General features: G+C 68.5%; 22 protein-coding genes. 19 read left to right on the forward strand and 3 right to left on the reverse strand.

Translation table 11 applies throughout. From position 1 onward, the window contains the following. The first annotated feature begins 47 nt into the window (after positions 1-47). The 5 genes from proC to ACNUDN_RS03620 all read left to right on the forward strand — a co-directional run bounded on the left by proC (position 48) and on the right by ACNUDN_RS03620 (position 3,879). Positions 48-920, forward strand: a complete 873-nt coding sequence (proC, locus tag ACNUDN_RS03600) for a pyrroline-5-carboxylate reductase (RefSeq protein ID WP_419120667.1) — start codon at positions 48-50, stop codon at positions 918-920. A 139-nt stretch (positions 921-1,059) separates the two neighbouring features. Then, positions 1,060-1,323, forward strand: coding sequence for a helix-turn-helix domain-containing protein (locus tag ACNUDN_RS03605; protein WP_419120668.1), 264 nt, complete (start codon positions 1,060-1,062; stop codon positions 1,321-1,323). 189 nt (positions 1,324-1,512) lie between these two features. Then, positions 1,513-1,614: a 30S ribosomal protein bS22 gene (locus tag ACNUDN_RS03610; protein WP_003402602.1), complete on the forward strand. Its 102-nt coding sequence runs from the start codon at positions 1,513-1,515 to the stop codon at positions 1,612-1,614. A 29-nt stretch (positions 1,615-1,643) separates the two neighbouring features. Then, positions 1,644-2,756, forward strand: coding sequence for an SDR family oxidoreductase (locus tag ACNUDN_RS03615; protein WP_419120669.1), 1,113 nt, complete (start codon positions 1,644-1,646; stop codon positions 2,754-2,756). A gap of 52 nt (positions 2,757-2,808) precedes the next feature. After that, positions 2,809-3,879 carry a lysophospholipid acyltransferase family protein gene (locus ACNUDN_RS03620; protein WP_419120670.1) on the forward strand — a complete coding sequence of 357 codons (1,071 nt, stop codon included), beginning with the start codon at positions 2,809-2,811 and terminating at the stop codon, positions 3,877-3,879. 8 nt (positions 3,880-3,887) lie between these two features. Here the strand turns inward: ACNUDN_RS03620 and ACNUDN_RS03625 are convergent, their stop codons facing one another. Together ACNUDN_RS03625 and ACNUDN_RS03630 are read right to left on the reverse strand one after the other, a co-directional pair. After that, complete coding sequence (locus ACNUDN_RS03625) at positions 3,888-4,430, reverse strand: FAS1-like dehydratase domain-containing protein (protein WP_419120671.1); 543 nt, start codon at positions 4,428-4,430, stop codon at positions 3,888-3,890. A gap of 102 nt (positions 4,431-4,532) precedes the next feature. Beyond that, positions 4,533-5,438, reverse strand: a complete 906-nt coding sequence (locus ACNUDN_RS03630) for an HAD family hydrolase (RefSeq protein WP_419120672.1) — start codon at positions 5,436-5,438, stop codon at positions 4,533-4,535. A 39-nt stretch (positions 5,439-5,477) separates the two neighbouring features. Between ACNUDN_RS03630 and ACNUDN_RS03635 the strand changes: the two genes are divergently transcribed. The 14 genes from ACNUDN_RS03635 (at position 5,478) to ACNUDN_RS03700 (ending at position 16,545) form a co-directional block, all read left to right on the forward strand. Continuing rightward, positions 5,478-5,732: a glutaredoxin family protein gene (locus ACNUDN_RS03635; RefSeq protein ID WP_419120673.1), complete on the forward strand. Its 255-nt coding sequence runs from the start codon at positions 5,478-5,480 to the stop codon at positions 5,730-5,732. Between the two features lie 189 nt (positions 5,733-5,921). Continuing rightward, entirely contained in the window at positions 5,922-7,292 is a 1,371-nt protein-coding gene (locus ACNUDN_RS03640) for a glutamyl-tRNA reductase (RefSeq protein ID WP_419120674.1), read from the forward strand. 25 nt (positions 7,293-7,317) lie between these two features. Beyond that, positions 7,318-8,253, forward strand: coding sequence for a hydroxymethylbilane synthase (gene hemC, locus ACNUDN_RS03645; protein WP_419120675.1), 936 nt, complete (start codon positions 7,318-7,320; stop codon positions 8,251-8,253). Next, positions 8,253-9,971, forward strand: a complete 1,719-nt coding sequence (locus tag ACNUDN_RS03650; protein WP_419120676.1) for a bifunctional uroporphyrinogen-III C-methyltransferase/uroporphyrinogen-III synthase — start codon at positions 8,253-8,255, stop codon at positions 9,969-9,971. Before hemC ends, ACNUDN_RS03650 begins: the two co-directional genes overlap by 1 nt. 14 nt (positions 9,972-9,985) lie before the next feature. Next, positions 9,986-10,966 carry a porphobilinogen synthase gene (hemB, locus tag ACNUDN_RS03655; protein ID WP_419120677.1) on the forward strand — a complete coding sequence of 327 codons (981 nt, stop codon included), beginning with the start codon at positions 9,986-9,988 and terminating at the stop codon, positions 10,964-10,966. Next, positions 10,963-11,457, forward strand: a complete 495-nt coding sequence (locus ACNUDN_RS03660; protein WP_419120678.1) for a hypothetical protein — start codon at positions 10,963-10,965, stop codon at positions 11,455-11,457. The genes hemB and ACNUDN_RS03660 overlap by 4 nt, the downstream gene beginning before the upstream one ends. Before the next feature lie 20 nt (positions 11,458-11,477). After that, positions 11,478-11,924 (forward strand): hypothetical protein, encoded by a 447-nt coding sequence (locus tag ACNUDN_RS03665; protein WP_419120679.1) that lies wholly within the window; start codon positions 11,478-11,480, stop codon positions 11,922-11,924. Further along, positions 11,921-12,412: a transport-regulating membrane protein Mce1N gene (mce1N, locus tag ACNUDN_RS03670; protein WP_419120680.1), complete on the forward strand. Its 492-nt coding sequence runs from the start codon at positions 11,921-11,923 to the stop codon at positions 12,410-12,412. The genes ACNUDN_RS03665 and mce1N overlap by 4 nt, the downstream gene beginning before the upstream one ends. Next, positions 12,409-12,678, forward strand: a complete 270-nt coding sequence (locus ACNUDN_RS03675; RefSeq protein ID WP_419120681.1) for a hypothetical protein — start codon at positions 12,409-12,411, stop codon at positions 12,676-12,678. The genes mce1N and ACNUDN_RS03675 overlap by 4 nt, the downstream gene beginning before the upstream one ends. Before the next feature lie 206 nt (positions 12,679-12,884). After that, complete coding sequence (locus ACNUDN_RS03680; RefSeq protein ID WP_419120682.1) at positions 12,885-13,766, forward strand: oxygenase MpaB family protein; 882 nt, start codon at positions 12,885-12,887, stop codon at positions 13,764-13,766. Next, positions 13,747-14,343 carry a TetR/AcrR family transcriptional regulator gene (locus ACNUDN_RS03685; RefSeq protein WP_419120683.1) on the forward strand — a complete coding sequence of 199 codons (597 nt, stop codon included), beginning with the start codon at positions 13,747-13,749 and terminating at the stop codon, positions 14,341-14,343. Before ACNUDN_RS03680 ends, ACNUDN_RS03685 begins: the two co-directional genes overlap by 20 nt. A gap of 42 nt (positions 14,344-14,385) precedes the next feature. After that, positions 14,386-14,652, forward strand: coding sequence for a hypothetical protein (locus ACNUDN_RS03690; protein ID WP_419120684.1), 267 nt, complete (start codon positions 14,386-14,388; stop codon positions 14,650-14,652). Between the two features lie 44 nt (positions 14,653-14,696). Next, positions 14,697-15,197 (forward strand): pyridoxamine 5'-phosphate oxidase family protein, encoded by a 501-nt coding sequence (locus ACNUDN_RS03695; RefSeq protein WP_419120685.1) that lies wholly within the window; start codon positions 14,697-14,699, stop codon positions 15,195-15,197. Continuing rightward, positions 15,172-16,545 (forward strand): cytochrome P450, encoded by a 1,374-nt coding sequence (locus ACNUDN_RS03700; protein ID WP_419120686.1) that lies wholly within the window; start codon positions 15,172-15,174, stop codon positions 16,543-16,545. The genes ACNUDN_RS03695 and ACNUDN_RS03700 overlap by 26 nt, the downstream gene beginning before the upstream one ends. A 5-nt stretch (positions 16,546-16,550) precedes the next feature. Here the strand turns inward: ACNUDN_RS03700 and ACNUDN_RS03705 are convergent, their stop codons facing one another. After that, complete coding sequence (locus ACNUDN_RS03705) at positions 16,551-16,931, reverse strand: nitroreductase family deazaflavin-dependent oxidoreductase (protein WP_419120687.1); 381 nt, start codon at positions 16,929-16,931, stop codon at positions 16,551-16,553. Positions 16,932-16,934: the final 3 nt, after the last annotated feature.

A 16,934-nucleotide genomic window follows, 5' to 3' on the forward strand; every position in this document is an offset into this window, starting at 1 on the left:
GCTGACCGGCGGGCGACGGCCGTGTCACCCGTGCAATGCTGTGCGGCATGGCCAGAATCGCGATCATCGGCGGTGGCAATATCGGTGAGGCGCTGCTCGCAGGTTTGCTGCGCGCCGGTAAGCAGGTCAAGGACCTCGTTGTCGCCGAGAAGAATCCCGGCCGCGGGAAATACCTGTCCGAGAAGTACTCGGTGTTGGTGACGACGGTTGCCGACGCGGTCGACGCTGCCAACTATGTCATCGTCGCGGTCAAGCCCGCCGACGTCCAGCATCTCATCGGCGAGATCGCCGATACCGCGGCCCGCGCCGAAAGCAACGCCGCCGAACAGGTTTTCGTCACCGTGGCCGCGGGGGTGAGCACCGCGTTCTACGAGAACAAGCTGCCCGCGGGTTCACCGGTCGTGCGGGTCATGCCGAACGCCCCGATGTTGGTCGGCGGGGGCGTCAGTGCGCTCGCCCCAGGCCGATTCGCCACCCCGGAACACCTCAAAGAGGTCTCGCAGCTGTTCGATTCGGTGGGCGGTGTGCTCACGGTCGCGGAGTCTCAGATCGACGCGGTCACGGCGGTGTCGGGATCGGGGCCGGCCTACTTCTTCCTGATGGCCGAGGCGCTCGTCGACGCCGCCGTGGACGCCGGTCTGGCACGCCCGGTGGCCACCGATCTGGTTGTGCAGACGATGGCCGGTTCGGCCGCGATGTTGCTCGAGCACCTCGACGAGTCCACCCCGTCCGGCGATCCGGCCTCCGGGTCGGCCATGAACACCTCGCCGGCCCAGCTGCGCGCCACGGTGACCTCCCCGGGCGGTACCACCGCCGCTGGACTGCGGGAACTCGAGCGCGGTGGGCTGCGGGCAGCGGTCGCCGACGCCGTCGCGGCCGCCAAAACACGCTCTGAACAGCTCGGAATTACATCCGAGTAGTTCATGAATTTGGAACGGATTAGCCCACACCCGTCGCAGTAACCCCACCTGCCACGCTATTCTCCCAGTGGTAAGCACGGGTTGGTGCCAGCGGTGGGGAAGCCGCTGGAACTGCCCGTGCCTGATGGATTGGGTTGCGATGACGTCGATGAACGGGCCATCTTCGCGGGATTCGGCTGGCGGGAAGGCGGCGCGAGACGCCGGGCAGACCGATGGCCAACAACCACGAGCGCAGTTTCTGACCGTCGCCGAGGTGGCGAGTTTGATGCGCGTGAGCAAGATGACCGTCTACCGCCTGGTGCACAACGGCGAGCTGCCTGCGGTGCGCGTGGGCCGGTCGTTCCGGGTGCACGCCAAAGCAGTCCACGACATGTTGGAGAGTTCGTACTTCGACGCCGGTTAGCGGACGCCGGTCAGACGTGGCGAGGGTCGGTATCTGAGCGTATCGACCGGTATGCGGCGGCTTTGGCCGGTGTCGGTGGGCACCGATCCCGCAGCCGGATTTCGGCGCCGGGGCCGCTGCCAGGTAAGGTGACCGGTCGAGACTGACGAGATCCGACGGATCTACACACACATCTAGGTAGCGGAGTTCATGGGTTCTGTCATCAAGAAGCGGCGCAAGCGCATGTCGAAGAAGAAGCACCGCAAGCTGCTTCGTCGCACCCGGGTGCAGCGCAGAAAACTCGGCAAGTAAGGCGCTGCGTCCGCCGCTAGGCTGACTGGATGGATTCCGAGGCCCGGTCTGGAGATCGTTCCGGGGCCGGTGACGACGGCTCGGACACCCGCGACGGTCTCAACTACCCGAAGGTCGTGCTGGTCACCGGTGCCTGTCGGTTCCTCGGCGGGTACCTGACCGCACGCCTGGCGCAGAACCCGTTGATCAACCACGTGATCGCGGTCGACGCGATCGCACCGAGCAAGGATCTGCTGCGGCGGATGGGCCGCGCCGAATTCGTCCGCGCCGACATCCGCAACCCCTTCATCGCCAAGGTCATCCGCAACGGCGAGGTCGACACCGTGGTGCACGCTGCCGCGGCGTCCTACTCCCCCCGCGCCGGTGGTCGGGCGACGCTCAAGGAATTGAACGTGATGGGCGCGATCCAGCTGTTCGCGGCCTGTCAGAAGGCGCCCTCGGTGCGGCGGGTCATCCTGAAGTCGACGTCGGAGGTCTACGGGTCGAGTTCGCGAGATCCGGTGCTGTTCACCGAGAGCAGCAGCCGCCGCCGGCCGCCCGGCGAGGGTTTCGCCCGCGACAGCATCGACATCGAGGGTTACGCCCGCGGGCTGGGCCGTCGCCGGCCTGACATCGCGGTCACGATTCTGCGGTTGGCCAACATGATCGGACCGGCCATGGATACCGCTTTATCTCGGTATCTGGCGGGACCGGTGGTGCCCACGGTGATCGGCCACGACGCAAGGCTGCAGCTGCTGCACGAACAGGACGCCCTGGGCGCGCTGGAGCGCGCGACCATGGCAGGCAAGGCCGGGTCCTACAACATCGGGGCATCCGGCGTCATCATGATGAGCCAGGCCATCCGCCGGGCCGGGCGGCTGGCGCTACCGGTGCCGCGCTCGGCGCTCGTCGCGGTCGATTCGCTGTGGCGGGCCACCCGCAACACCGAGCTCGATCGTGAACAACTCGACTATCTGAGCTACGGCCGCGTCATGGACACCACCAGGATGCGCACCGAGCTCGGCTACACGCCGAAGTGGACCACCGCCGAGGCCTTCGACGACTACGTGCGTGGTCGCGGCCTGACACCGATCGTGGACCCCCGGTGGATACGGAGCGTGGAGAATCGCGCGGTGGCGGCGGCGCAACGCTGGGGACGGTAAACTCACCTCTCAAGTGCGAAGCCGGGGGAACTGGGGGAAGTAGGGACTGACGGTGGCGGGTGAGCCCAAAGCGAAAGTGATACCGCTGCACGCGAATTCGGGTCGCAGTGCGGCTCAGCGGCGTGCCGCGGCGCAGCGCGCCGACGCAGCGCGGCGACACCCGTCGCTGTTGACCGACCCCGGCAGCCGCGCCTCGGCCGAGCAGATCGCCGCGGTCGTCCACGAGATCGATCAGCGCCGGGCCTCGACCGCCGGCGCCGGCGGTGAAGACGCGGCGCCCAACGAGCTCGCTCAGCGCATCGCCGCGGTTGCCGACTTTATCCGTAAGCGGATGACCGGTGAATACACCGTCGACGAATTCGGGTTCGATCCGCACCTCAACGACGCCGTCTTCCTGCCTTTGCTGAGGGTGTTCTTCAACTCGTGGTTCCGGGTCGAGGTGAGCGGCGTCGAGCACCTCCCCGAGACGGGTGCGGCGCTGGTGGTGGCCAACCACGCCGGAGTGCTCCCGTTCGACGGTCTGATGACCCAGGTGGCTGTGCGCGACAAACACCCCGCGCATCGCGATCTGCGTCTGCTGGCCGCGGACATGGTGTTCGACATGCCGATGATCGGGCAGGCCGCCCGTAAGGCGGGCCACACCATGGCGTGCACCGACGACGCCCACCGGTTGCTCGCCGCCGGCGAACTCACCGCGGTCTTCCCCGAGGGATACAAGGGCCTCGGCAAGAACTTCAAGGACCGGTACAAGCTGCAGCGCTTCGGGCGTGGCGGATTCGTCTCGGCCGCGCTGCGCACCAAGGCGCCGATCATTCCGTGCTCCATCGTCGGATCCGAGGAGATCTACCCGATGATGGCCGACGTGAAGTTGATGGCACGGCTGTTCGGCCTGCCGTACTTCCCGGTCACGCCGCTGTTCCCGCTGGCCGGCCCGCTGGGTGTGGTGCCGCTGCCGTCGAAGTGGTACATCCAGTTCGGCGAACCCATCGACACCACGGATTACGACGAGTCCGCGTCCGACGATCCGATGATCACGTTCGACTTGACCGACCAGGTGCGCGAAACCATCCAGCAGACGCTCTACCAGCTGTTGGCCAACCGCAGGAACACCTTCTTCGGCTGACGGGGCTCTCAGTCCTGCGACGCGCTCTTCCCGGCGACGAACTTCGACAGTGCCGCAGCATCGCGCTTGGCCGCGATCTGCGCGGTCAACTCGTCGGCTTCGGTGTCGGATTCGGCTTCGCCCATCACGGTGATGATGCTGGTGATGACCGGTTCACCGTTGTCGTCGGTGACCTCGCCGCGGATCTCGGTGAGCACCGCGCCGTGCGACTCGGTCACCGAGTCGAGGTAGGAATCGAACCACAGCTTGTCGCCGGCCACGATCGGCCGGTGGAAGACCAGCTTCTGGTCGCGGTGCAGCACCCGCTCCATGTTGATCGGCAGGTCGAACTGGTTGAAGATCTCCTGCTGCACCCGCCGGCCGGCGACCGCGAGGAAGGTCAGCGACGCGATCAGCGCGTCGTAGCCGCACTCCTTGGCCGCCGCTTCCTCATGGTGCGCCGGATGATCGTCCTTCACGGCGCGCGCGAACTCGCGGATCTTCTCCCGGTCGACTTCGAAGTAGTCGGGATACCGATAGTGAGTTCCGATGATGTCTTCTGCGATGGCCATGCACGTCTTTCCGTTTTCTGCCGACAGCGGCGCGAGCCTATCAACGTCGCACCGGCACCCCGTTCTCGGCGATCGTTGCGGTCCCGGTGTGGTGGAACCGATCTACTTCTGCTCACGGCGCGACACGGCGGCCGCCAGCGCACCGCCGATGGCACCGAGGGCCAGCGCCGACGGCACCCCGATCCGTGCTGCCTTGCGGGCGGTGCGGAAGTCGCGGATCTCCCAGCCGCGCTCCCGGGCCAGGTCACGCAGGTCGGCGTCCGGGTTGATCGCCACCGCGGTGCCGACCAGCGACAGCATCGGCACGTCGTTGAAGCTGTCCGAGTACGCGGTGCAGCGGCGCAGGTTCAGGCCCTCACGGATCGCCAGCGAACGCACCGCGTGCGCCTTGCCGGACCCGTGCAGGATGTCGCCGACCAGCCTGCCGGTGAACACCCCGTCGACGGACTCGGCGACCGTGCCCAGCGCGCCGGTCAGACCCAACCTGCGGGCGATGGTGTCGGCCAGTTCGTACGGCGTCGCGGTCACCAGCCACACCTGCTGCCCGGCATCGAGATGCATCTGCGCCAACGCCCGGGTGCCCGGCCAGATCTTGTCGGCGATGATCTCGTCGTAGATCTCCTCCCCGAGCGCGACCAACTCGGCGGTGGAACGTCCCTCGATGAACGCCAGTGCCTTACGGCGGCCCGCGGCGACGTCGTCGCTGTTCTCCCGCCCGGTGAACTGGAACTTCGCCTGGGCCAGCGCGAAGCGGGCCAGGTCCTGGTACGTGAAGTACTCCCGGGCGGCCAGGCCACGGGCGAAGTGCACCAGCGACGATCCGTGCACCAGCGTGTTGTCGACATCGAAAAAGGCCGCCGCCGTCAGGTCCGGCGGTGGCGGTGGCGGGCTGACGATCGGATCCAGGGCCCGCGCCAACCCCTTGGCGGCGACTTCGGCGCTGACCTCACCGGCGAGTTCCTGCGCCCGGCTGCCGGAACCGACCTCGGATCCTCCGGTAACGGACACGGCTTCAAGATTAGGCCACCTGCCCGGGATACTGGCGGGGTGGACCGACAGGTGGAGCTGCTCACGCGTGCGGGTTGCCCGATGTGTGCGACCGTGGCGAACAGGTTGGCCGAGCTGGCCGGGGAACTGGCCTTCGTGTTGACGGTGACCGATGTCGACCAGGCCGCCGCCGCCGGAGATGCCGCATTGCGCGCCGAGTACGGCGACCGGCTGCCGGTGATCCTGCTCGACGGGACCGAGCACAGTTACTGGGAGATCGACGAGGACCGGTTGCGCGCGGACCTCGCCGGCTGACCGCCGGGCCGCCGCGACCGTGCGCGTGTCCCGTGACCTGGCCCACGGCGAAGGCGACGGAACGCCCTCCCCGAGGGGTGCACCAGCATTTCGCGTGCGGGGAGCAATCTCACGGTGGCAAGAGCAAATTTGGTGGGCCAGCTGGTGAACGACTACCTTTGAATCCGTGCTGATCGTGGTGAGGAAGCCATGAGCGTCCTGCTTTTCGGGGTTTCACACCGCAGCGCGCCGGTGTCCGTTCTGGAACAACTGAGCAACGACGAGTCCGATCAGGCCAAGATCATCGCCCAGGTGCTGCAGTCGTCGCTGGTCACCGAGGCCATGGTGCTCTCGACGTGCAACCGCGTGGAGATCTATGCGGTGGTCGAGGCATTCCACGGCGGACTCTCGGTCATCGGACAGGTGCTGTCCGAACACTCGGGCATGTCACTGCAGGATCTGACCAAGTACGCCTATGTGCGCTATGCCGAGGCGGCCGTGGAGCATTTGTTCGCCGTCGCCAGCGGGCTGGATTCTGCGGTGATCGGTGAGGCGCAGGTGCTCGGCCAGGTCCGGCGCGCCTACGCCTCCGCCGAAGCCAATCACACCGTCGGGCGCACCCTGCACGAGCTGTCGCAGCGGGCGCTGGCCGTCGGCAAGCGGGTGCACTCCGAGACCGGGATCGACGCCGCAGGCGCGTCGGTGGTGTCGGTCGCCCTGGAGACGGCGGAGAAGAAGGTGGGCTCGCTGGCGGGCCGCAGTGCAGTGGTGGTCGGCGCCGGCTCGATGGGCGCGTTGGCGGCCAAGCAGCTGATGCGCGCCGGCGTCGAGCGGATCCACGTGGTGAACAGGACGCTGCCGCGAGCCAAGAAACTCGCCGAGAACATCCGCAGCTACGGACTGTCGGCCGATGCGTTCCCGTTCGACCATCTGCCGCCGCTGCTCACCGACGCCGACATCGTGATCAGCTGCACCGGTGCGGTCCGTCCGGTCGTCTCGCTGGCCGACGTGCACCGCGGACTGGCCCACGTCAGGGAGCCCAAAGAGCTGGTCATCTGCGATCTGGGGATGCCGCGCGACGTCGACCCGGCGGTGGCCGGTCTGCCTGGCGTCTTCGTCGTCGACATGGAACGCATCCTGCGGGAGCCCTCGGCCCGGGCCGCGACCACCGATGCCGACGCCGCGCGCACCATCGTCGCGGCCGAGGTGGCCGGCTACCTGGCCGGTCAGCGCATGGCCGAGGTCACCCCGACCGTCACCGCGCTGCGCCAGCGCGCCGCCGACGTCGTCGAGGCCGAATTGCTCAGGCTGGACAATCGGCTGCCGGGGTTGGATTCCGCGCACCGCGACGAAGTCGCCAACACCGTGCGCCGAGTCGTCGACAAGCTGCTGCACGCGCCCACCGTGCGCGTGAAGCAGCTGGCGAGCGCGCCCGGTGGTGACAGCTACGCCGAAGCGTTGCGGGAGCTGTTCGAACTCGACCAGCACGCCGTCGACGCGGTCGCCGGCAGTGAGTTGGGTCCCATCGCCGACATCAACGAAATGGGTTCCCTTGCCATCGATCTCGACCAGTCCGAGTGACGGTCGGACTGCCGGAGGTCGACGCGTGATTCGTATCGGCACCCGGGGTAGCCTGCTTGCCACCACCCAGGCGGCAACCGTGCGCGACGCGCTGATCGCGGCCGGACACGACGCCGAGTTGGTCATCATTTCCACCGAGGGCGACCGTCAGGCCGATGCGGCCATCGCCGATATCGGGGTCGGCGTCTTCACGGCCGCGCTGCGTGAAGCCATCGCCGATGACACGGTGGACGCGGCCGTGCACTCGTACAAGGATTTGCCGACGGCGGCCGACCCGCGCTTCACGATCGCCGCGACTCCGGTGCGCGAAGACGCCAGGGACGCCCTGGTGGCCCGGGACGGTCTGGTGCTCGGAGAGTTGCCGGTCGGCTCGGTGATCGGCACGTCCTCCCCGCGGCGGGCGGCACAGCTTAGAGCACTGGGTCTCGGTTTGGAAATCCGCCCCCTACGAGGCAACCTAGATACCAGGTTGAACAGGGTAAGCAGCGGTGAACTCGACGCCATCGTGGTGGCCAGAGCGGGATTGGCCCGCATCGGTCGCCTCGACGCGGTGACCGAGGCGTTGGAGCCGGTACAGATGTTGCCGGCGCCGGCGCAGGGGGCCTTGGCCGTCGAGTGCCGTGCCGGTGATACGGCGCTCGCGCAACTGTTGGCGACACTCGATGACGCCGACACACGAGCGGCGGTCACCGCAGAGCGAACCCTGCTGGCCGAACTGGAGGCGGGTTGCTCCGCACCGGTGGGCGCGATCGCCGAGGTGGTCGAGTCGATCGATGAGGACGGCCGAGTCTTCGAAGAGCTGTCGCTGCGCGGCTGCGTGGCGACGCTGGACGGATCCGACGTGATCCGCGCGTCCGGAATCGGGACACCCGATCGGGCACGGGAGCTCGGGCTCTCGGTGGCCGAGGAGCTGTTCGAGCTGGGAGCGCGCGATCTGTTGGACGAAGGCGGGAGAGACTGATGAGCTTGCGAGGACGCAAGGGCAAGCCCGGCCGCATCACGTTCGTCGGCTCAGGGCCCGGGGATCCGGGCCTGCTGACGACACGGGCGCGCGCGGTGTTGAACAACGCCGCCCTGGTGTTCACCGATCCTGATGTGCCCGAGGCGGTGCTGGCCCTGGTGGGCTCGGAACTGCCTCCGCCGTCCGGCCCGTTGCCGCCGGTCGCGGGCGCGGCGGCCAAATCCACCGACGCGGTCAAGCCGGCAGACGCCAAGCCCGCTGACGCCCCCAAGTCGGCCGAGGCCGCCGCTCCCGCCGAGGGCGCGGTCATCCCCGGGGGGCCCGATGTGCGTCCCGCGCTGGGGGATCCGGCCGAGGTCGCCAAGACGCTGGCCACCGAGGCCCGTACCGGGGTGGACGTGGTGCGGTTGGTCGCCGGTGATCCGCTGTCCATCGACTCGGTGATCACCGAGATCAGCGCATTGGCCAAGACACAGCTGAACTTCGAGATCGTCCCCGGCCTGCCGGGCACCTCCGCGGTGCCCACCTATGCCGGGCTGCCGCTGGGCTCCTCGCACACCGTCGCCGACGTTCGCGATCCGAACGTCGACTGGGCGGCGCTGGCGGCCGCCCCCGGACCACTGATCCTGCACGCGACGGCGTCGCACCTGCCGGAGGCGGCACGGACCCTCATCGAGTACGGTCTGGCCGACGCCACCCCGGCCGTCGTCACCGCGAACGGCACCACCTGCCAACAGCGTTCGATCGAGACCACGCTGGGCGGTCTGCTCGACAAGGCCGTGCTGGACAAGCCGGCCTCCACCGAAGTGGCCGGTCCGCTGACCGGCACGCTGGTGGTCACCCTCGGCCGCACCGTCGCCAACCGCGCCAAGTTGAACTGGTGGGAGAGCCGCGCCCTGTACGGGTGGACCGTGCTCGTGCCGCGCACCAAGGATCAGGCCGGTGAGATGAGCGATCGTCTGGTCGGTCACGGCGCGCTGCCCATCGAGGTGCCGACCATCGCGGTCGAGCCGCCTCGCAGTCCGGCGCAGATGGAAAGGGCCGTCAAGGGTTTGGTGGACGGCCGGTTCCAGTGGGTGGTGTTCACCTCGACCAATGCCGTGCGCGCGGTGTGGGAGAAGTTCAACGAGTTCGGCCTCGATGCCCGTGCTTTCTCCGGCGTGAAGATCGCGTGTGTCGGCCAGGCGACGGCGGAACGCGTGCGGGCGTTCGGGATCAACCCCGAGTTGGTGCCCACCGGTGAGCAGAGTTCACTGGGGCTGCTCGACGAGTTCCCGCCGTTCGACGACATCTTCGACCCGGTCAATCGGGTACTGCTGCCGCGGGCCGACATCGCGACCGAGACGCTGGCCGAGGGCTTGCGTGAACTCGGTTGGGAGATCGAGGATGTCACCGCCTACCGCACCGTCCGTGCGGCGCCGCCGCCGGCGCACACCCGCGAGATGATCAAGACCGGCGGGTTCGACGCCGTCTGCTTCACCTCGAGTTCGACGGTGCGCAACCTGGTCGGTATCGCCGGTAAGCCGCACGCCCGGACCATCGTCGCCTGCATCGGGCCCAAGACGGCCGAGACCGCCGCGGAGTTCGGCCTGCGGGTCGACGTCCAGCCCGAGGTGGCCGCGGTGGGACCCCTGGTCGAGGCACTGGCCGAGCACGCCGCTCGGCTGCGCGCCGAGGGGGCGTTGCCGCCGCCGCGGAAGAAGAGTCGCCGCCGCTAGCCGAGGAGCCAACTGTGGGGTTCCCCCGACACCGTCCCAGGCGGTTGCGCACCACCCCGGCGATGCGCCGTCTGGTCGCCCAGACCACGCTGGAGCCGCGGCATCTGGTTCTGCCGATGTTCGTCGCCGACGGCCTGGAGGAACCGCGACCGATCGACTCCATGCCCGGTGTCCTCCAGCACACCCGGGCGTCGCTGCGCCGAGCGGCAGCCGACGCCGTCAACGCCGGTGTGGGTGGGTTGATGTTGTTCGGTGTCCCCAGGGATGAGGACAAAGACCCCACCGGCAGCATCGGTGTCGATCCGGACGGCATTCTGAACCGGGCCCTGCGGGACCTGGCCAGAGACCTCGGGGACGACACCGTGCTGATGGCCGACACCTGTCTCGACGAGTTCACCGACCACGGGCACTGCGGCGTGGTCGACGCCACCGGTCGGGTCGACAACGACGTCACCAATCGGCGGTATGTCGAACTTGCTGTCGCGCAAGCGAATTCGGGCGCGCACGTGGTGAGCCCGAGCGGCATGATGGACGGCCAGGTCGCCGCCATCCGCGACGGTCTGGACGCCGCCGGGTACAGCGACACCGCGATCCTGGCCTATGCGGCCAAATTCGCCTCCGGCTTCTACGGGCCCTTCAGGGAAGCGGTCGGCTCCAGTCTGCAGGGCGATCGTCGCACCTACCAGCAGGATCCGGGCAACAGCCGCGAGGCGCTGCACGAGGTCTTGCTGGACCTCGAGGAGGGTGCCGACATCGTGATGGTGAAACCGGCGATGTCCTACCTCGACGTGGTGCGGGCCACCGCCGAGATCTCCCGGGTCCCGGTTGCGGCCTACCAGGTCTCGGGGGAGTACTCGATGATCGCCGCCGCCGGTGAGAAGGGCTGGATCGACCTGCCCGCGGTGGTGCTGGAATCGCTGGCCGGCATCCGGCGTGCCGGCGCCGACATCGTGCTGACCTACTGGGCCGCCGACGTCGCGCACTGGCTGTCGTGACGGGTCCCTGGGAGCAGTCGACCGGACCCGCCCGCCCGCCCGGTTCCTCGCCCGCCCGCCCGCCCGGTTCCTCTCCCGCCCGCCCGCCCGGTTCCTCTCCCGCCCGCCCGCCGGATGTCGACACCGGCTTCTGGCTGTGGGTGGTCGCGCTGCCGTTGATGACGGCCGGTTACGTCGTCGACCTGCTCGCCGTCCAGGAATTCCCGAACGGATTGATCCTGGCGCTGTCGTTGGTGTTCGTCGCTGTCGTGGTGGCCGTGGTGCTGACGTTCCTGATCCTGCTGCGGCACGGATACCGCTGGGTGCGCACACTGCTGACCGGCGGGGCCATCGCGACGGTGGTGTATTCGGTGTCGAGCCTGTTCAGCGTGGACCGGCCGGCCGTGACGGCGATGGCGTACGCCGTTCCGGTGATCGTCGGTTCGGTGCTGATCGTCGGCGGGGTGTACCTGCTGCACCGCAAAGACTCCCACGGATTCTTCACCCGCTGATTCGCTAGGCTGACCCGACCATGACCGCGCCCACGCCGCCCAGTAGGCCCCGCATCGTCGATCTCGCATTCTGGTGCATCATCGGTGGCGCCGTCATCATGATCGTCGGCGGGCTGATGGCCGCAACCGCGACGTTCGAGGCAGCACGCGCAGCCATCCCGCCGGCGATCTCGGACGATCAGGTGCGCAACTACCTGACGGTCTACCGGGTCAGCGGCGTCGGCGCGGTGCTGGTGGCCGGCGCGCTGGCATTTCTCGTCGGCCGCGCCCGAGGCGGCGATGCCCGGTTCCGTCTCGCGACGCTGGCACTGTGCTTCGCCGCGGTGCTGGTCATCGGCCTGCTCGCCTTGGGCGTCGGGGTGGCGCAGCCGCTGATCCTGCTCGGGTTGCTGCCCGTTCTGGTCGGTGCGGTGCTGCTGGTTCAGCCGTCGGCGCGACTGTGGTTCCAACAGGAGGGCGCGGCGTGACCGAACCCGCTGACGCACCCGAGGTGCTGTTCTACGAGCAAGGGGCGAGCTGGCTGTGGGTGCTGGCCGGTCCGGCGGCCGGCGTGGCGATGGCGATGATCCAGATGTCCGCCGGGTACGGCATCCAGTGGTTGGTCCCAGGTCTGTTCTTCGTGCTGGTATCGGGGTTCCTGGCGATCCAGGTCAAGGCGGCCCGGATTCACACGTCGGTGGAGTTGACCACCGAGAAGTTGCGTCAGGGCACCGAGATCACCCCCACCGACGAGATCGTGCGCATCTATCCCGAGGCCACCGGCGCCGAGACACCCAAATGGCAGTATGCGCGGGCGCTCGGCGAGCTCACCGGCGTACCGCGCGGGCGCACCGGTATCGGGGTGCGGCTCACCAACGATCGCACCGCGCAGGCGTGGGCCCGCAAACACCAGCAGCTCCGCGCCGCGCTGACCAATCTGATCGAGGAGCGCATCCCGCCGGAGCCGGCGTCATGAGCGAGAAGGCCGGCCGGGGAACCGTCCTGCAGCTGGTGCTGGCGGCCGCGGCAGCCGTCGGGTGTGTGCTGAGCTGGCTGGGTGCCAGCACCGACGTCGTCGTCGCCCCGGTGCTCGCCGGAGAACCGTCGACGACGTCGCAGGTCTACTCCGCGCCCATGATCACGCTGTCGCTGCTGCTCGCCACCGCGGCCGGTGTGCTCGCTGTCCTCGGCATCTCACGGCTGCGGCAGGCCCGCTCCGCCGCGAGGGCGCGCTCTCGGTAGCTCATGGCCGCGAAAGTGCGCTCTGGGTAGTCACAGGACGCGCCTGACGACTACAGGTGCACCCTCGCGAACCCCCACCCCCGCGAACGCCCCGCGAACGCCCCGTCGCCCGGTCGCTGCCCGGTCGCGGCCCACCCAGGTCTGTCGGTGTGGCCTGCCCCACACCAGTGTTGGAACAAAGTGCAAAATCTGTAACACTGTTGCCCATGACGGAGCTGGCGGACCCCAGTCAACCCCTCGGTGGCGCGGAACCCGATGCGTTGCCCCTGGGCCCCGAGTCCCTGGTGTGGCGGTACTTCGGCGACAACCGCATGTACCTGATCGGCCCGCGGCCGGCGGTGCTGCAGAACATGCTCGCCGAACTCGGCCAGGGTGTGTATGACCATTCGACGTTCTTCGCCGACACCGCCGAGCGGCTCAGGCGGACCATCCCGCCGATCTTCAACACCGTCTACGGCTCCGACGAGGAGAACGCCGGCCGGCAGGTCCGCGACTTCCACCACCACGTCAAAGGCGAGATGCCGGGAACCGACGGCGCGCGCTATCACGCCCTGGATCCGGAGACGTATTTCTGGGCGCACGCGACGTTCGTCGAGCAGATCTACTACTTCGCCGACACCTTCGTGAAGCGTCTGACCGACGCCGAACGCGAGCAGATCTGGCTGGAGTCCAAGACCTGGTACCGCCGCTACGGCGTCAGCGACCGCCCGATGCCGGCGACCTACGCCGAATTCGAGCAGTACTGGGACCGGATGATGGACCGGGTCGTGGTGGCCCACCCGTCGGCGAAATACGGCGTGGGTTACGTCACCAAAGGCTTCCCGAAGCCCAAGGCGGTGCACCCGCTGGTGTGGCGGCTCGTCGCACCGGTGTTCAACCCGCTGGCGGCGTTTCTGACCACCGGCGGGCTGCCGCCGCGGGCGCGGACGCTGCTCGCGCTGCCTTGGACCGACCGCCAGGAACGCCGGTATCAGCGCTTCGCCGCGCTGTGGCGCTCACGTCCGGTGAACTGGGTGTGGGACCGTCTTCCCATGCGGGTGCGGTACAGCGGCTACGCCGTCAAGGGTTATGCCCGCCACAGCGACTGACACCACGCGGCACATCCTCGACGCCGCGGTGGTCGAGTTCGAGCGGCACGGCTTTCGCCGGGTCGCGCTCGAGGACGTGGCCAAGCGCGCCGGGGTCAGCCGCACGACCATCTACCGACGCTTCGCCAACAAGGACGAGCTGGTCGGCGCGGTGATCGAGCGCGAGAACGTCGAACTCTTCGCCGATATCGCCGCCGAGCTCAACGAAGCCGGCCCTCAGTCGAATTACTACGTCGAGGCGTTCACCCTGTCGATCCTGAAGTTCCGGCGGCACCGGGTGCTGCACCAGATGATCACCGAAGAACCCGGACTCGTCCTGGAGTTGGCGGGCCGGTATCACCGCGCGGCGATCGACCGGATGGCCGAGGCGTTGCGGGTCATCTTTCCTCCGGGGTTCGCCGAGCGCATCGGGCCCGACGCGGTCGACGAGCTGGCCGACTGCATCCTGCGGTACGCGGCGATGGTGTTGCTGCTGCCCAGCGCCCGACCCCTGCAGACTCCGGACGACATCCGTGCCTTCGCCCGTCAGCACTTTCTGCCCAGCCTGCCCGCCGCGCTCCGGACGGTGCCCGCATGACGGCGTGTTTCGTAGATCACACTTTCGGTCATCCCGAAAGCCATGGACCAGGACAGCGCAGCGGACCAGCAACTCACCGAGAAGCCCGAGATCACCGACGAACATCGGGAGAAGGCCAAGGAGATGGCCAAGGCCTACTCCGAGGATCTGCAGACCACCACGCTGCCCGGCAGCGGCGGGACGGTGTCGGGCACCTCGGTCACCGACTGGGTCGACGACGAGCACAAGGGCAAGGTCGAGACCTCGGCCGAGGAGGGAAACGTCGAGTACCGCAACACCGAGGAGTTCAAGAGGAAGCTCGACGAGTGACGCCCTTGGCAGCGGGAGGAATTCCGTGTGCCTAAGGTGAACTCGTGACGCCGCTCGATCAGATCGCCCCCGCCTTCGTCGGCATGGCCCACTCGATCGTGTGGGCTTCGGTGGCAACGGTCGATGATGACGGCAAACCCCGCACCCGCATTCTGCACCCGATCTGGGAGTGGGACGGCACCGACCTGTTCGGCTGGATCGCGACCGTGCCGACCCCGCTCAAGCGCGCCCATCTGGCCGCGCATCCCGAGGTGTCGGTGAGTTACTGGAGCACGAACCACGACACGTGTTCGGCCGAATGCCTCACCGAGTGGTACACCGACGACGACACCCGCACCGCGGTGTGGCAGAAGTTCGCGACCGGACCGGAGCCGGTGGGCTATGACCCGTCCATCATCCCGATGTGGAAGGACGGCCCCACCTGCGACGCGTTCGCGGTGCTGCGGCTGGCGCCGTACCGGTTGCGGGTGATGCCGGGCACCGTGCTGACCGCGGGCCGGGGAGCGGTGCTGACGTGGAATGACCGCAGTGGTCGCCGGGACTGACACCGGGGTGGCCGGCCTGCCGCCGGTGCCCAGGAACCCGCTCCCGTACCGGCAGCTGTTGGCGTTGGTGCGCACACTCGACACCGGACAATTGCGGATCCGCGCCGCCGGTGGACCCATCACCCGGGTCCAAGTGGCGCCGAAGTGGCTGTTCCCGCCCTTGGTCGCGGTGTTCTCCCCGGAGGGCATCCGCGATGTGCTCGGCCGCAATGACGCCTTTTCGGAGCGGTGCATCGTCCATGAAGAAGTGCAGGACATGGCCGGGGACAGCTTGTTCGTGCTGCCCAACCAACAGTGGCGTCCGCGCAAACGTGCGCTGCAGCCGGTGTTCACCAAGCAGAACGTGCGGTTGTTCGGCGGCCACATGTCGCGGGCCGCGCAGCGGTTCGTCGACACCTGGCAGGGCGGCGGTGACGTCGACCTCGACCTGGAGTGCCGCCGCATCACCCTGCAATCTCTGGGCCGGTCGGTGCTGGGCGTCGACCTCAACGACAGCGCCGATGTGATCGCCGAGCACATGCACGTCGCCTCGTCCTACACCGCGGACCGGGCCCTGCGCCCGGTGCGGGCGCCGCGCTGGTTGCCGACGCCGGCCCGTCGGCGGGCCAAGGCGGCGGTGGCGTCGATGCTGGCGGTCACCGCCGACATCCTGCAGGCGTGTCGCGACGATCCCACCCGGGATGCGCCGCTGGTGCGCGCCCTGATGGCGGCGACGGATCCGGAGACCGGCTTGTCGCTGTCCGATGCGGACATCTGCAACGACCTGTTGATCTTCATGCTCGCCGGTCACGACACCACGGCGACCGCGCTCACCTATGCGCTCTGGATCCTGGGGCACCATCCCGACGTGCAGGCCCGGGTGGCGGCCGAGGCCGCCGAACTGGGCGATCGTGAACTGGAACCCGCCGACGTGCCGCGGTTGCCCTACACCGTGCAGGTGCTGCACGAGGCGCTGCGGTTGTGCCCGCCCGCGGCCGGAGTGGGCCGGCTGGCGGTGCGCGACATCGACGTCGGCGGCTATCGCGTCGAAGCCGGCACCCTGCTGGCGGTGGGCATCTATGCGCTGCACCGGGACCCGACGGTCTGGCCGGATCCGGAGCGGTTCGACCCCGACCGGTTCAGTCCGGAGAACTCGGCGGCCAGGGACCGCTGGCATTACGTCCCGTTTGCCGGCGGTGCCCGGTCGTGCATCGGTGAGCACTTCGCGCGGCTGGAGACCACGCTGGCGTTGGCGACGATCATCCGTAGCCTGCGGGTCCGCTCGACGGATGCCGATTTCCGGGTCGACGTGCCGTTCACGACGGTGGCGCACGGACCGATCCGCGCGCACGTCGAGCCCCGCGGCTGACGGCGTCAGACGCGCCGCAGCACCACCGCCTGTTCGAACGGCAGCACCGCGAACAGCGGTCGCATCATCCCGGTCACCGACTGTGCGGCCTGCGCCTTGGCCACCACCTGGGGTTCGGTGACCTCGAAGGACCTGCCGTGGCGCCGCATGGTCGCGCCGCCCGCGCTCTGGAGGTTCTTCAGCCAGTCCCGGTCGGGCCCGTAGGTCAACAGCACAGCGACGCCGTCGCGGGTCGAGAACACGGTCAGCGGTGTCCGGTAGCGCTTCCCGGAGCGCCGACCGACATGTTCGAGGATGCCCATCGTGGGTGCCCAGCCGGCCCACAGCCGCTGGATCGGATTGGTGACGCGGCGGTTGAACCGCGCCAGCCATTGCGGTAGTTGCATGCC

The organism is Mycobacterium sp. smrl_JER01, assembly GCF_048513595.2.
Lineage (GTDB): Bacteria > Actinomycetota > Actinomycetes > Mycobacteriales > Mycobacteriaceae > Mycobacterium.